This window comes from Kitasatospora misakiensis (assembly GCF_042656005.1).
GTDB classification, from domain to species: domain Bacteria; phylum Actinomycetota; class Actinomycetes; order Streptomycetales; family Streptomycetaceae; genus Kitasatospora; species Kitasatospora misakiensis.
In genome coordinates this window covers 1-14,325 of sequence record NZ_JBHSOF010000053.1, presented here as the reverse complement: position 1 = coordinate 14,325, position 14,325 = coordinate 1, and the positions used below count along the sequence as shown (strand labels likewise).

General features: G+C 73.8%; 14 protein-coding genes. 4 read left to right on the top strand and 10 right to left on the bottom strand.

Going from position 1 to position 14,325, the window contains the following annotated elements:
• Positions 1-59: 59 nt before the first annotated feature.
• Both ACFP3U_RS30235 and ACFP3U_RS30230 read right to left on the bottom strand, forming a co-directional pair.
• Positions 60-1,031 carry a carbohydrate-binding protein gene (locus ACFP3U_RS30235; protein WP_380228912.1) on the bottom strand — a complete coding sequence of 324 codons (972 nt, stop codon included), beginning with the start codon at positions 1,029-1,031 and terminating at the stop codon, positions 60-62.
• 180 nt (positions 1,032-1,211) lie between these two features.
• On the bottom strand, positions 1,212-3,086 hold the full coding sequence (locus ACFP3U_RS30230; RefSeq protein WP_380228911.1) for a GGDEF domain-containing protein: 1,875 nt from the start codon (positions 3,084-3,086) through the stop codon (positions 1,212-1,214).
• A gap of 394 nt (positions 3,087-3,480) precedes the next feature.
• On the opposite strand from ACFP3U_RS30230, the gene ACFP3U_RS30225 reads away from it, so the two are divergent.
• Positions 3,481-4,008 (top strand): flavin reductase family protein, encoded by a 528-nt coding sequence (locus ACFP3U_RS30225; RefSeq protein WP_380228910.1) that lies wholly within the window; start codon positions 3,481-3,483, stop codon positions 4,006-4,008.
• Between the two features lie 50 nt (positions 4,009-4,058).
• Here the strand turns inward: ACFP3U_RS30225 and arfB are convergent, their stop codons facing one another.
• Positions 4,059-4,493, bottom strand: a complete 435-nt coding sequence (gene arfB / locus ACFP3U_RS30220; protein WP_380228909.1) for an alternative ribosome rescue aminoacyl-tRNA hydrolase ArfB — start codon at positions 4,491-4,493, stop codon at positions 4,059-4,061.
• A 70-nt stretch (positions 4,494-4,563) separates the two neighbouring features.
• On the opposite strand from arfB, the gene ACFP3U_RS30215 reads away from it, so the two are divergent.
• Both ACFP3U_RS30215 and ACFP3U_RS30210 read left to right on the top strand, forming a co-directional pair.
• Positions 4,564-5,061 (top strand): hypothetical protein, encoded by a 498-nt coding sequence (locus ACFP3U_RS30215; protein ID WP_380228908.1) that lies wholly within the window; start codon positions 4,564-4,566, stop codon positions 5,059-5,061.
• 112 nt (positions 5,062-5,173) lie between these two features.
• The gene (locus tag ACFP3U_RS30210; RefSeq protein ID WP_380228907.1) at positions 5,174-5,749 is read left to right on the top strand and encodes a TerD family protein; all 576 of its coding nucleotides are present in this window, start codon (positions 5,174-5,176) and stop codon (positions 5,747-5,749) included.
• A gap of 167 nt (positions 5,750-5,916) precedes the next feature.
• Here ACFP3U_RS30210 and ACFP3U_RS30205 read toward each other — a convergent pair whose 3' ends face one another.
• The 7 genes from ACFP3U_RS30205 to ACFP3U_RS30175 all read right to left on the bottom strand — a co-directional run bounded on the left by ACFP3U_RS30205 (position 5,917) and on the right by ACFP3U_RS30175 (position 12,725).
• On the bottom strand, positions 5,917-7,173 hold the full coding sequence (locus ACFP3U_RS30205; RefSeq protein WP_380228906.1) for a hypothetical protein: 1,257 nt from the start codon (positions 7,171-7,173) through the stop codon (positions 5,917-5,919).
• Positions 7,174-7,296: 123 nt separating this feature from the next.
• Complete coding sequence (locus ACFP3U_RS30200) at positions 7,297-7,791, bottom strand: DUF3180 domain-containing protein (protein WP_380228905.1); 495 nt, start codon at positions 7,789-7,791, stop codon at positions 7,297-7,299.
• 261 nt (positions 7,792-8,052) lie between these two features.
• Positions 8,053-8,652, bottom strand: a complete 600-nt coding sequence (gene folK / locus ACFP3U_RS30195) for a 2-amino-4-hydroxy-6-hydroxymethyldihydropteridine diphosphokinase (RefSeq protein ID WP_380228904.1) — start codon at positions 8,650-8,652, stop codon at positions 8,053-8,055.
• A 62-nt stretch (positions 8,653-8,714) separates the two neighbouring features.
• Positions 8,715-9,074: a dihydroneopterin aldolase gene (gene folB / locus ACFP3U_RS30190; protein WP_030309935.1), complete on the bottom strand. Its 360-nt coding sequence runs from the start codon at positions 9,072-9,074 to the stop codon at positions 8,715-8,717.
• Between the two features lie 257 nt (positions 9,075-9,331).
• Positions 9,332-9,832, bottom strand: coding sequence for a nuclear transport factor 2 family protein (locus ACFP3U_RS30185; protein ID WP_380228903.1), 501 nt, complete (start codon positions 9,830-9,832; stop codon positions 9,332-9,334).
• A 26-nt stretch (positions 9,833-9,858) separates the two neighbouring features.
• On the bottom strand, positions 9,859-10,731 hold the full coding sequence (gene folP / locus ACFP3U_RS30180) for a dihydropteroate synthase (protein WP_380228902.1): 873 nt from the start codon (positions 10,729-10,731) through the stop codon (positions 9,859-9,861).
• Between the two features lie 155 nt (positions 10,732-10,886).
• Complete coding sequence (locus ACFP3U_RS30175; protein ID WP_380228901.1) at positions 10,887-12,725, bottom strand: phosphatidylglycerol lysyltransferase domain-containing protein; 1,839 nt, start codon at positions 12,723-12,725, stop codon at positions 10,887-10,889.
• A 378-nt stretch (positions 12,726-13,103) separates the two neighbouring features.
• Between ACFP3U_RS30175 and ACFP3U_RS30170 the strand changes: the two genes are divergently transcribed.
• The gene (locus ACFP3U_RS30170; RefSeq protein ID WP_380228900.1) at positions 13,104-14,258 is read left to right on the top strand and encodes an alpha/beta hydrolase; all 1,155 of its coding nucleotides are present in this window, start codon (positions 13,104-13,106) and stop codon (positions 14,256-14,258) included.
• Positions 14,259-14,325: the final 67 nt, after the last annotated feature.

The window sequence follows — 14,325 nt, the reverse complement described above, 5'->3', positions numbered from 1 at the left end:
CGCTCCCCTCGGGGAACGGGCGGCCGTCGTACGTCGGGCCCGGGGCCTTCCATGAGGACCTACGCGGCCTCCAGCACCACCTGGTCGACCAGGATCGTGCCGCTGCCCGGCGGCAGCGAGATCACGACGCTGTTCGGGCCCGCCTGCATCGGCGGGGTTATGTAGGTGTTGAACCAGGAGGAGGCGGGGTCCTTGCCCGGGGAGTAGTTCTTGAAGCCCAGTCCGCCCGGCCAGTCCTTGCCGTTGACCGTCGCCGTCGCCCGCACGTCGCCGGCGGCGTTGCTGTAGTGCACGGTGAACTTGTAGGTGCCGGCCGTCGGCAGGTCACCGGACCAGGTGACCGTCCCGCCGGGGTTGAGCGTCAGGTAGCTGCCGTCCGAGGACTTGGCGCCCTTGACGGTGTTGCCGGCCGGAGCGTTCTGCGCCTGCAGCTGGCTCGCGTCGACCGTGCCCAGGCCGCCCGCGCCGGAGGCGGTCGCCGACGGCGTGGCCGAGGCGGAGCCGCCCGGGCCCGCCGTGCCGGTGCCGGCGCCCGGAGCGGCCGGGGCGCTCACCGAGGAGCCGCCCTTGGCGCTCTTGTCCTTGTCCGCGTCCCCGCCGGTGAGGGCCACCGCGGCGCCGATCGCGACGGCCGCGACCACGGCCACCGCGCCGATGACCGCGCCCTTGCCCCGGCCGCTGCTCGGCCGCTCCTCGCCCGGCTGCGGGCGGGAGTGCTCGGCGTACCGGGTCTGCTGGGTGGGGGCGCCGCCGAAGTCGGCCTGCGCCGGGTAGGGCTGTTGCGGCTGGGCCTGAGGGTAGCCCTGCTGCTGCGGCGGATAGGGCTGCTGCTGCCGCGGCGGCTGGCCGTACTGGGCACGGCCGACCTCCATCGGACGGCTGTACGGGGTGCGGGGCACGCCCTGCTGCGGCTCGGCCGGCTGCCCGGAGGCGCCGTCGGCCGGACGGTAGAGGTAGCCGAACGGATCGTCGTCCTGAGGGGCGCCGCCCTCCGGTCCCTGGGGCGCCCCGCTGCTGCCGGCGGTGGTCACGGTGGTCAACTCCCCCATCGCGTTAGCGCCGCCGGGCTGCCCTGCCGCCGGCGCTGGTCGTGGTCGTGGTCGCTCGTACCCCGGAACCCTACCTGCCGTCGAGTACGCCCCGAAAAGCCCCTTTGACAACCCGCGAGTAGCTTGCCCCCCGACGCTGGCCCGGGACCGGCCGGGGAGCTACTAGCCGGCCCGCCGGTGCGAGCGCTCGCCGCGGGCGCCGCGCACCGCGCCGCCCCGGGCCCGCTTCTCGTCGTACATCCGCTCGTCGGCGGTGTGCAGGACCTCCTCGGTGCTCATCCCGCAGCCGGCCCAGCCGATGCCCAGGCTCACGCCGACCCGCATCGCCCGGCCGTCGATCCGCATCGGCGGGATGATCGCGTTGCGCAGCCGGTGGGCGAGGTCCTTCGCCTCGTCGCGGCCGATGCCGTCGGCCAGCACCACGAACTCGTCGCCGCCGAGCCGGGCCACCGTGTCGCCGTCCCGTACGGCGGCGCTGAGCCGGCGGGCGACCTCGACCAGGACGGCGTCGCCGGCGTTGTGCCCGAACCGGTCGTTGACCGACTTGAAGCCGTCGAGGTCGCAGAAGAGCACCGCGAGCCCCTTCTCGACGGTGGTCGCGGGGCTCGACCGGAACGGGCCCGACCAGATCTCCCCGCCCGGGCCGTGGTCGGCCGGCACCACGGCGTGCACATGGTCGCGGTCGCCGTAGCCGTTCGGCCCGCCCGGCCCGTTCAGCCCGCCCGGCGCGCCGGCCACCGCCGGGTAGCCGTCCGCGAGGCCGTAGCCGTGCGCCGGGTCGGCGCTCCCGTACCCGCCGTGCGCCCGGTGGAGGTCGCCGAACAGGTTCTCCGGATATCCGCCGAAGCCGTCCTCCGCGTGCCCGGCCTCCGGGTGGACCACGGTCGCGTACCCGGCGCCGCCGTGGCCGGTGTCGGCGGGCCCGGCCTGGTGCCCGGCGGCGACCGCCTGCGGCTGGCCGCAGAGCCGGCGGCCGAGCCGGGCCTTGAGCTCGGCCCCGTTCGGCAGGCCGGTGAGCGCGTCGTGGCTGGCCCGGTGGGCGAGCTGGAGCTCGTGCCGCTTGCGGTCCTCGATGTCCTCGACGTGGGTGAGCAGGAAGCTCGGGCCCTCGGCGGCGTCGGCCACGATCGAGTTCCGCAGGCAGACCCACTGGTAGCCGCCGTCCCGGCGGGAGAGCCTGAGTTCGGCCCGGCCGCTCTCGGCGCTGGTGCGCTCCAGCAGCGCCCGGTCGTCGGGGTGGACGAGGTCGGCGAAGCTCTGCTGGCGCAGCACCGCCCGGGGGCGGCCGAGCAGGCGACAGAGCGCGTCGTTGACCCTGGTCAGCTGGCCGCGCCCGGCGCCGTGCAGTTCGGTGATGGCCATCCCGCTGGGGGCGTACTCGAAGGCCTGGCGGAAGCTTTCCTCGCTGGCCCGCAGGGCCTGCTGCTCCTTCTCCAGGCGGGCCAGCGCGCGTTGCATCTCGGCGCGCAGCCGGGCGTTGCCGATCGCGATGGAGGCCTGCAGGGAGAACATCTCCAGGGCCTCGCGGGTCCAGGCGCCGGGGCGCTTGCCGCTGCGCGGGCGGTCCACCGAGAGGACGCCGAGCAGGTCGCCGCCGGCGCTGTACATCGGGGCGAGCAGGCCGTCGGCGGGGTGCCAGTCGTTGGCGTAGACGGGCATCGGGCCGTCCCCGATCCAGCGCGGGATGTCGCTGGCCACGGCCCAGCCGCGGTCGTAGGGGAGGAAGCGCAGGGTGCCCCAGTGGTCGCTGACGCCGAGCAGCCGGTCCCAGGACTCGCGGGAGCCGACCTGGCCGAGCAGGACGGAGGGGCCGCCCATGGCGCTCTCCTCCAGCTCCCAGACGGCCGCCACCACCAGGTCGCCGTCGGGCCGGACCAGGCTGACCGCGGCGGCGTCGAATCCGAGCCCGTGCACCGCGCCCTCGACCACGGCCTGCAGCGTTCCCGCCAGGCTGCGGGCAGCGTTGAGGTCCGCCACGACCCGGTGCAAGGTGCGGAGGGTCGCGAGACGGACATACGGCTCCGACTCGGCTTCCATGCGGGGGCTCCCCGGCTGCTTCGGATAGGTCTTGATTGGTTATCGTCCGATTGCCAGAAGAACTGAATCACAGGGAGCACAGCGTTCGGCACGCTCGGTCAGCAATAGGTCAGCACTTGTGACTTAAATCACACGACGCTAATGCGCCCTTAATCGGTTCATCCGCCCCATAACGGGACATAAAACCCCATCGGAACATTTCCGATGTCGGTCACCGGGGCCCCGCACTGAAGCCGACTGACCGCCGGGCAGGCCCTTCCCGTCACTCCTGGGAGTGAGGTCGGGCGCGAAACGTCACCTTCCCGCCGCCCCGGGGGCCGAGCCGCGCTGCTCCGCTGGTCCTACGACCAGGGCCCGATGTCGTTCCGACCGGCCGCGGACTACCGTGCGGTACGTGTACCCGTCCCCGCAGCCCGAAGCTGCCTCCCACGCGACCCCCGACGAGTTCCGGGCGGCGCTCTCCCAGCTCGCCTCCGGTGTGAGCCTGGTGACCGTCCACGACCCGGAGGACGGCGAGGACGTCGGCATGACCGCCACGTCCTTCCTCTCCGTGTCGCTGGAGCCGCCGCTGGTCCTGATCTCCGTCCGTGAGGACTCCCGGATGGACGAGGTGCTCTCCCGGGCCGACACCTGGGCCGTCTCACTGCTGTCGGAGGAGCAGAAGGCGCTCGGATCGCGGTTCGCCATGAAGGGCCGGCTCAGCGACCGGCTGCTGTTCGCCGACGCCCCGCACCACCGCGGCCCGCACAGCGGGGCCCCGCTGATCGACGGCGCGCTCGCCACCGTGGAGTGCCGCACCGAGCAGCGGATAGCCGCCGGTGACCACACCCTGCTGCTCGGCCGGGTCCTGGAGGCCCTGGTGCCCGACCCCGGCGGCCGCCCGCTGCTGTACTTCCGCGGCGGCTACCGCACCCTGGGCTGAACCGGCCGCCCGGCCGGACCGGCGCCAGGGCGTGTCTTTCGGATCACGCCCTACTCGCCGCCGCGCGGGGAGCGCCGCCCCTGCTTCACCTCGGAGCGGTGCCGCTTGTTGAAGAGCCGCCGCTCGACCATGCCCCGGCTGGGCTTGGTCGCCCGGCGCGCCTTCGGCGGCGGCGCGGTCGCCTCGCCGAGCAGCGAGGCCAGCCGGGCCGCGGCGACCTCCCGGTTGCGCCACTGCGAGCGGTGCTCGGAGGCCCGGACCACCAGCACCCGTCCGTCCACCAGCCGGCCGGCCAGCCGCTCCAGGGCGCGCTCCTTCCACACCTCGGGCAGCGCCGCGGAGGCGGCCAGGTCGTAGCGGAGCTCGACCTGGGTGTCGGAGGTGTTGACGTGCTGGCCACCGGGGCCGGAGGAACGCGAGAAGCGCCAGACGAGCTCGGCGTCGGGGACGACCACCGACCCCCGTACGCGGATGGGCTCAGGCATGCGCCCATCATCCCGCGCCGGACCGCGCCCGGTCACCCGGTTATCCGGTCGGGCTCCGGCAACCCCGACAATGGCCAGTGTGATCGAGCTCGGCTACTCCCTCTCCAACCGCTTCCCCGACCCCCCGCAGACCGACTACCGGTCCGCCGGCGTGCGCGAACTGCGGTACGACCTGTTCTGCGGCGACGTCTACCTCGACGCCGAGGGCGCGGATCTGTCCACAGCCTGGGGATGGGTCCCGGTGCTGGACTTCGCCTGGGCGCTCTGCGACATCGTCGAGGAACTCGACCGCGACCCGGCCGGCGGCCGCGCCGCCCGGGTGCAGACCGCCGACCTCGACTTCACCCAGAACACCCAGCTGCTGCGGTTCGCCCGCCGCTTCAACTGGGTCGAGGTCACCGCCACCTGGCTGCCGGACGAGCCGCCCGCCGTGGTGCGCCACGGGGACCTCCGCCGCGAGGCCCGGGACTTTCTCCAGGACACCCTCGCCGACCTCTTCGACATGCACCCGGATCTCGCCGACAATCCGGTCATCTGGGAACTCCAGGGCAGGTTCCGCCGCGTCTGACGGGGAATACCCGAAGCCGTGCCGGCGGCGGAAAGCCCCGGCCGCGCGGAACCAACTCTCGCGGTTCCCGCGTTATCCCCGGCAACAAGCAATCGAAGGGACAGCACACACCATGCCAGTGAGCCTCTCCAAGGGTGGCAACGTCTCGCTGACCAAGGAGGCCCCCGGCCTGACCGCGGTCACCGTCGGCCTCGGCTGGGACGTCCGCACCACGACCGGTGCCGAGTTCGACCTGGACGCCAGCGCCATCGTGCTGAACGCGGACGGAAAGGTGCTGTCCAACAGCCACTTCGTCTTCTTCAACAACACCAGCACCCCGGACAACACCGTCGTCCACACCGGTGACAACCGCACCGGCGAGGGCGCCGGCGACGACGAGGCGATCAACGTCAGCCTCGCCACGCTGCCGGCCGAGGCCGCCCGGATCACCTTCCCGGTCTCGATCTACGACGCCGTCGCCCGGTCGCAGAACTTCGGCCAGGTCCGCAACGCCTACATCCGCGTGGTGAACGCCTCCGGCGGCGCCGAGATCGCCCGCTACGACCTCTCCGAGGACGCCGCCACCGAGACCGCCATGATCTTCGGCGAGCTCTACCGCAACGGCGCCGAGTGGAAGTTCCGCGCGGTCGGCCAGGGCTACGCCTCCGGCCTGGCCGGCATCGCCCAGGACTTCGGCGTCCAGATCTGACGCTCCGCCGCTGCGGTGCCGTCCGGCGCCCGTCCCGCCACCCGGCGGGGCGGGCGCCGCGTCGTTCCGGGGCACCGCGCCCGCGGGACGACGGAGCGGCGCGGGCGGGACGGCACTCCGTCCACCCGCGCCGCTCGACGTCCGCTCGACGACCGCCGGGCGCCGCCTCAGCGGGAGGCGCGGAGCTCCGGCACCTCGATCTGCTCGGTCTCGTCGTGCGGGGTCAGATCGACCACCTCCGGCCCGGCCGTCGCGCCGACCAGCGGCAGCACCTGGGTCCGCTCCTCGGAGGCCTCCGGACGACCGGCCGGCGCCTGTGTCCGGACCTGGGCCTGTGCCTGTGCCTGGGCCTGGGCCTGGGACCGCTCCTCGGCCTGCGCCTGGGCGGCGACCACCTCGTCCCCGACCACGTCGGCCAGGTCCGCCCGCTCGCCGAGCTCCGCGACGCTGCCCACGGCCGGCGTCGGCGCGGTCGGCCGGGCCACCGCGCCGGCGCCCCGCCCGAAGAAGCTGAAGCCCTGGGGACGCGGCGCCGCCTGCGCCGCCGACCGCGGGCGCTGCCGCTCGGCCGGCCGCACCGACTGCGCGGCGGGCGATCCGCCGAGCTGCCCCACGGTCGCCGTCAGCACCGGCCGGACCGGGGCGGCGGGAGCCGGGACGGCGGCCGCGGACGGCGCCGCCCCGGGCGCGGGCACCGCGGGGGCGACCGGAGCCGGAACCGCCGGCACGACCCGCTCGGGCACCGGCGAGGCCGCCACTGCGGAGGTCGCGGACGTCGTCGCGGGCACCGACCGCGCCCGCAGCGCGACCTCCGCACCCGCCGCGCGCTCCCGCTCGGCGGCGCGCTCCGCCTCCCGCCGGGCCTCCCGCTCGCGCTGCGCCTCCTGCTGCGCCGCCCGCCGCTCCAGCTGCCGCAGCGCGGCCCCGGCCCGAACGTAGGCGGCCGGGCTGGCCGGGTACCTGGGACGGCTCGCGGCCAGCGCCCGCTGGGCCGCCTCGGCCTCCTTGAGCGCCTGCTCGGCGACCATCACGGCCCGCTCCTTGAGCAGCCGGGCCATCTCCGTCTCGGCCTTCGCCAGCCGGGACTTCTCGGCGGTCAGCCGCCGCCCGAAGCGGGTCGCCCGCTCCTCGGCCACCTCGGCCGCGTACTCGGCCTCGGCGAGTTGCTCCTCGAACCGCTCCTCGGCCCGCAGCCGCTGCGCCACGGAGACCTCGGCCGCCGCCCGGGCGGCCCGGTCGCGCTGCCGCAGCAGCACGGCGAAGCCGAGCGTCGCGAGCACCGCGGCAGCGCCCACCGAGCGGACCAGCACGGTGTCCTGACTGAACAGCAGCGCCCCCAGCGCGGCGACGAGAAGCACGCCGGCGGCGGTGGGGGGAAAGACCCGGCCGAGGACGGAGGAATGACGGTGGCGTCCGCGAGACATGCCCAAGAAACTAGCGTGCGAATTGGGGCCGTGTCAGCCCAGGGTCGGCTTCGGCCCTTGACACCGTGCCGGAATAACCGGAGGCGTCCGGGAAATCACTCAAGATCACCGGAAATTGCCTGGTCAGCGGTGGGTGGCCGCCGGTCCGTGCGCGCCCGGGTCGTCGTGGTTCTCCGGCAGCTTGCAGATGTGCTGCAGCCAGAGCGCCGCCGCGATCACCGCCACGCCGGCCAGCACCGCGAACCCGGCGGTGATCGCCTGGTCCTTGCGGGCCGGCACGTCCAGCTCGCCCAGCAGGTGGATCCCGGCGCCCGCGTAGATGCCGGTGACCACCGCCGAGACCAGGGCGCTGGCCTGCCCGAGCACCACCGCGCGGGCGGCGCCCAGCGGGTCCACCCCCTTCGCCCCGGGCTGCCGCTCCCGCGCCGCCTTCAGCCGCGAGCGCAGCGAGAGCGCGGTCGCGAGCAGGATCACCGCCACCGCGGCCAGCACCACCGGCGCCGCGCCCGGCACGGCGGGCAGCGTGTCCAGGGAGGCCCAGAGCTTGGCACCGGCCCAGGACAGCGCCGTCGTGACGGCGGTGATGCCGACCAGCAGGCGGAGGCGAAGCAGCTTCACTCGGACAAGGTCCTTTCCCGGGCAACGGGCGACAGCGACGGCGACGGGGGCGGGCGGCGGGCGGCGGGCGACGACGGAACCGGCCGCCCCGGGGTCACCGGTACGGCGGCGTCAGGCCACCGTACCCGGCCCGGCCCGGAGCGGACCCGGACCGGGGCGGACACCTATGGGGACGGTCGGCGGCCCCGCCCGAGTTCCCCGACCCGCCGCGGCGACGCGGAGCGGCCCAGCCGCAAGCGAGCGGGCCCCGGCGGTCCGGCCCTACTCCGGCAGCGTCAGCCGGATGTCCTCGCGCCGCCGGACACCCTGGGCGTCCGCGCCGCCGAGCGCCGCCAGCAGCGCCGCGACCGGCCCGTGCCCGGGCAGCTCGGCCTCCGGCTGGGCGTCCAGCCACGGGGCGAGCACGAAGGCCCGCTCGTGCGAGCGCGGGTGCGGCAGCAGCAGCCGCGGGTCCTCGCTGACGACGCCCTCGTAGCTCAGGATGTCGACGTCCAGCGTGCGCGGGCCCCAGCGGACGTCGCGGACCCGGCCGAAGGCGTCCTCGATCGCGTTGCCGCGGTCCAGCAGGTCGTGCGGCGGCAGCGAGGTGCGGAGCACCACCACCGCGTTGTAGTAGGCGGGCTGCTCCGCGGGGCCGCCCACGGCGTCCGTCTCGTACACCGCGGAGACGGCCTTGATCTTGAGCCCGGGCGTGTCCGCGAGGGCGTCCACGGCCCCCTGGAGGGTGTCCAGGCGGTTGCCCAGGTTGGAGCCGAGGGCGATCACGGCGCAGCGCTGGCTGTGCAGGGTGGTGTCGACCGAGTCCACCCGCTGCTCCAGGTCGAAGGCGCTCGGCGAGGCGGTCGGGTCACTTGTGGTCATCGCGCTATCCCTTGGGGGTGAGACGGGCCGCTCTGCGGCGGGCACCGGACGCGCGGGACGGATCACCCGCGGGTCCGGTGGATGGTCACGGTCACGTCGTCGAACGGCACGGTGATCGGGGCGTCCGGCTTGTGCACGGTCACCTCGACCTCCTCCACCGGCTCGTGCTTCAGGCACTGGTCCGCGATCCGCTGGGCCAGCGTCTCGATCAGCTCGACCGGCTCGCCGGCGATGATCGCGGTGACCTCCTCGGCCACGATGCCGTAGTGCGCCGTACGGGTCAGGTCGTCGCCGGCGGCGGCCGGACGGGTGTCCAGGTACAGCACCAGGTCCACCACGAAGGTCTGGCCCTCGGCCCGTTCGCGCTCGAAGACGCCGTGGTGGCCCCGGGCACGCAGGCCCCGCAGGGTGACGCGGTCCAGCAAACGAATCACTGCTCCCAGTCGGACGGGCCCCGCCCCGGACGAGGTGGGCGGGCAGGGCGGAGACGGGCGTCGCGCCCGCCGCTGATTTTTCGAATCTACCCGCGCACGCCGACAACACCCGACCGTCCTACCCGGCACTAACCGTCGTCACGCACGCCGCAATGGCGATTGACATGAACGCTCGGTGGCCTGCCGGGAATTCCCCGACCACCGGCCGGCGATGATTTCCCCCGGTTTTCCGCCGGTTCCCGGAATCAGTCCTCGTCGTCCTCGTCGGCGCTGGTCAGAACGGGTGAACCGTGGTGCGACCACAGTTTCCACCCGGCCGGCGTCCGCCGGAAGAGATTGGTCGACACGACCTTTCCGCCGACCAGCGGACCGAGCTCGCCCTCCTCCTCCGCCTCGCCGCCGGAAAGGATGTTCTCGGTGCACGTGACAAGGGCCACATCGCCGTGCACCTCCGCCTCCTCGTCCGTGAGGATGAACTGGATGTACTCGGTGTTCGCCATGATCAGCATGTAGGAGCGCGTCACCTGCGCCCGCCCCCGCAGCACCGGCCATCCCGGGTGGACGCAGACCACGCCCCCCTTGTCGTCCGCCTCCGCGGCGCCCAGCCAGGCGTCCTCGACCACCGCGAGGTCGCCGTTCTCCAGCGCCTCGTAGAGCGTCCGGTTGGCCTCCAGGACCGCCTCGCGGTCCGCCTCGGCGGACCGCCGGCCCGCCGTCTCCCCGCTCAACCTGCCGTCACCTGCCATGACCCTCCCGTCTTCGCCAAGCGCGCTCACCCCTGCCGGGCCGCGCGCTGCCAGGCCGCGACCACCCGGACGGCGTCCGCCGTCCCGGACACGTCGTGCACCCGCACCGCCCAGGCCCCGGCCCGCGCCGACAGCACCGACACCGCGGCGGTGGCGTCGTCGCGCTCCCGGGCCGGGCGCAGTTCCCGGGTTTCCGGGTCGGCCAGCAGCGTACCCAGGAACCGCTTGCGCGATGCGGCGACCAGGACGGGACGGCCGAGCGCGGTCAGCTCGTCGAGCCGGCCGAGCAGCGCCCAGTTGTGCTCGGCGGTCTTCGCGAATCCGAGCCCCGGGTCGAGGATCAGCTGGTCCTCCTTGACCCCGGCGGCGAGCAGCGCGTCGACCCGGGCGGTGAGCTCGCCGACCACGTCGGCGACCACGTCGCCGTAGACGGCCAACCGGTCCATGTCGGCGGACTGCCCGCGCCAGTGCATCACCACGAACGGCGCGCCGGTCTCGGCCACCACCCGGGCCATCGCGGGGTCGGCCAGGCCGCCGGAGACGTCGTTGACGACCACCGCGCCGGCCTCGACCGCCCGCTCGGCCACCGAGGCCCGCATGGTGTCGACGGAGACCAGCACCCCGGCGGCGGCCAGCTCGCGCACCACCGGGACGACCCGGCGCAGCTCCTCCTCCTCGGGCACCCGCTGCGAGCCGGGGCGGGTGGACTCGCCGCCGACGTCGACCAGGTCCGCGCCGCGGGCGCGCAGCGCGAGGCCGTGGGCGATCGCCTTGGCGGGGTCGTGCCACAGCCCGCCGTCCGAGAAGGAGTCGGGGGTCACGTTGACCACGCCCATGACGGCGCAACGGTCCAGCCGCGGCAGTCCGGAGGGCAGCGAGTAGGGCACCGAATTGCTCATAACCCCATTATCCGGCGGCCCGCACCCGGCCACCCGGCACCCGCCCCGCAGCCGCCCGGAGCCCGTCCCCACGCCCTGCCCGCGCCCCGCCCCGGAAAGCCGGCCGGCCCCCGCCGAGGAGGTCCTCGACGGGGCCCGGCGGCGTTCCGCAGGGGTCAGGCGGCCTCGGTGACCTCCGGCCGGGCCCCGCCCGCCAGCGTCCCCTGGCGCTGCGGCCGGCGGCCGAAGCGGGGCATGCCGAGGGTGATGAAGGCCTCCGCCTGCATCGCCGCGAAGCCGATCCGCGGCAGGTCCCGGGTGTTCGGGAAGACCAGGAAGCGCGGCTCCCACTCCGGCTGGAACTTCGCGTTGAACTTGTACAGCGACTCGATCTGGAACCAGCGGGACAGGAAGACCAGCAGCCCTCGCCAGGCGCGCAGCACCGGTCCCGCGCCGATCCGCTCGCCGCGCGCCAGCGCCGAGCGGAACATCGCGAAGTTCAGCGACACCCGGCGCACCCCCATCGCCGGCACCGCCTGCAGCGCGGCGACGATCAGCAGCTCGTTCAGGCCCGGGTCGGCCGCCCGGTCGCGGCGCATCAGCTCCAGCGAGATGCCGTCCTCGCCCCAGGGCACGAAGTGCAGCACGGCCTTGAGGTCGTCGCCGGTCTCGCCCTCCTCCGGCGCCTTGTGGGCGGTGACCACCACGCAGTCGTCGTCGCCCGGGTCGCCGAACCGGCCGAGCGCCATCGAGAAGCCCCGCTCGGTGTCGGTGCCGCGCCAGCGGGCCGCGGCGTCGGCGATCCGCTGCTTCTCCTCCAAGCTGAGCTCGGCGACCCGGCGGACCTGGCAGGAGTAGCCGTTGCGCTCGATCCGCTTGACCATCTGGCGGACGTTGCGCATGGCCCGCCCGGAGAGCGAGAAGGACGCGGTGTCGACGATCGCCTCGTCGCCCAGCTCCAGCGCGTCCAGCCCGGCCTCGCGGGTCCAGACCTCGCCGCCGACCTCGCTGCAGCCCATCACGGCCGGCACCCAGGCGTGCTCCCGGGCCTCGGCCATGAACACCTTGATCGCGCCCGGCCAGGCCTCGACGTCACCGACCGGGTCGCCCGAGGCCAGCATGACGCCGGAGACCACCCGGTAGGAGATCGCCGCCTTGCCGGTCGGCGAGAACAGCACGCTCTTGTCCCGGCGCAGCGCGAAGTAGCCGAGCGAGTCCCGCTCGCCGTGCCGCTCCAGCAGCGCCCGGACCTTGACCTCGTCCTCGGCGGTCAGCTCCGGCTTCGGCTTCTCCGGCCGCAGGGCCAGGTAGGTGGTGGTGAGGGCGGTGATCAGACCCATCGCGCCGAGCAGGTACCCGACCAGGTCCTCCATCCGGTCCGAGTTGTAGTGCACCGAGCCCTCGAAGCCGAACAGCCCGTAGAGGACGTGCTCCAGCCGCTGGTACAGGCCCGGGTGCCCCAGCTCGTACTTGGTCCGGGTGCTCACGATCAGCAGGCCGATCAGCACGCTCACGGTGCCCATCACGACCAGGTTGACCACCGCGCGCCAGCGGGTGCGCGGGTCGGCCTTGGCGTAGAACTCGCGCCGGTGGACCAGCATGACCGCGAACAGCACCAGCGAGATGACCGCCGGGCCGAGCTGGTGCCAGCGCAGCAGGTGCAGCGCCGCGCCCACCGGCAGCAGCACGCAGACCACCCGCCAGGCGCGCCGCTTGCGGCGCCGCAGCGCGTGCGCGAGCAGCACCAGGAGCAGGCCGATCATCAGGGTGCCGGCCGCGGCCAGCGTCGTGGTGCCGCCGGGCAGCTGCCCGGCGAAGGTGTGCACCTTGGTGTGCCGGAGCTTGGGGAACACCGCGCTGGCGATGTCGACCAGTCCGATCAGCAGACAGGCATAGCCGACCGCACCCGGGAGCCAGGCCCTCGGAACGGCGGCCGCTTGGGTACGAAGCGTCTGCAGGCCGCGACGGCGCTGCGGCTGCTCGGGGCTCGACTCAACGGACACGGGAACGCTCATGGGGGTTCAGCGTAGAGGCTGTCGCGGGGTGTCCCGTCACTCCGGGGTGGGAGCCGTGATGGACCTTCATGCGTTTTCCTTCATCTGGCAAGACGCACACCAAGGAACCGGCAACGAAGGGTAAACCGGCGCCCTGGGGACGCTGCGAATTGAGCCGAGGGGTGGGTGCCGGGAGCCCCTCGCCGCGTGGCGCGACGAGCCCCCGCGTACGTGCTACGTACGGTGGACGCCGCATTTTAGGGCGTCGGTTGCGCACGAGCGCCGTCGGGCTCCCGGACCCTTCCCGGCGTCCGGACAGCCTATCCGCGGTGGCCCGGGCTGACGTACCGCCAGACGATGAAGCCTGCACCGACAGTGCCCCACCGGAAGGCCGACTGCATGGAACTGACCAGCGACGCGCTGATGAACTCGCTGCTTGCCCTGGGTTCGGCGGCGCTCGTGATCACCCTGTGGCTGTGGCCCCGGCTGGCCCGGCAGCGGCCGCTGCCGGTGCTCGGCCGGGTGGGCCTGATGACGGTCACTCAGGTGTCGGTGCTGGCGGTGCTGGCGCTCTGCGTCAACAACTCTTTCGGGTTCTACACCTCATGGGACGACCTGCTCGGCTCCGGCGGCACCAAGCTCGCCCTCACCAGCAACGAGAACCACAAGGGCGGCGCGCCGGCCGGCGCCGAACTGGTCCAGCCGACCAACGAGGGCGGTATGGAGACCGTCGGGGACCTTCCCAAAGGGGCACCCGAGGAGGTCGGCAGGGTCGAGTCGGTCCGGGTCAACGGAAAGGAGACCGGACTGTCCGATCAGATGTTCGTCTATCTGCCTCCGGAGTACTTCGACCCCAAACTCGCGCTGACCCGGTTCCCGGTCCTGCTGGCCGTCGCCGGCTACCCGGGGATCACCGTCAACCTGATGAAGGAGCTGCCGGTCGTCCAGCAGGCGGTGGAGCTCCAGCGCGCCGGCAAGATGCAGCCGACCATCGTGGTCCTCTCCCGCCCCACCCTCACCCCGCCGCGGAACACCGAGTGCGTGGACGTCGCCGGCGGGCCGCGCACCGAGACCTGGTTCACCAAGGACGTCCCCGAGGCGCTGCACTCCGCCTACCGGATCGGCCGCTCCCCCGCCGACTGGGCGGTCTTCGGCTACTCGACCGGCGGCAGCTGCGCGCTGCGGCTGGCGATGCGCTTCCCGAACGTGTTCGGCGTCACGGCCGCGCTGCACGGCGACGTGAAGGTCGTCGAGGACCAGTTCACCGGCGGCAGCCTGTTCGGCGGGGACCGGACGCTGACCGAGCAGAGCGACCTCACCTGGCGGCTGCAGAACCTGCCCGCCCCGGCGCTGTCGATGCTGGTGGTCTCCACCCGCAAGGAGGCCGACTACCCGCAGACCGTCCAGTTCGTCGAGCTGGCCCAGCAGGTGGCGGCCGGCAACCCGCAGTTCCAGGTCGAGTCGCTGTACCTGGACGACGGGGGCCACAACTTCGAGAGCTGGGTGCGCGAGCTCCCGGCCACCCTGGAGTGGCTGGGCCACCACCTCGGCTAGGGCCCGTCTTCAAACCCCCGTCGTCCGCCCGGAGGGCGGGCGGGGCGGCGTTGGGGTGCGTGCATCG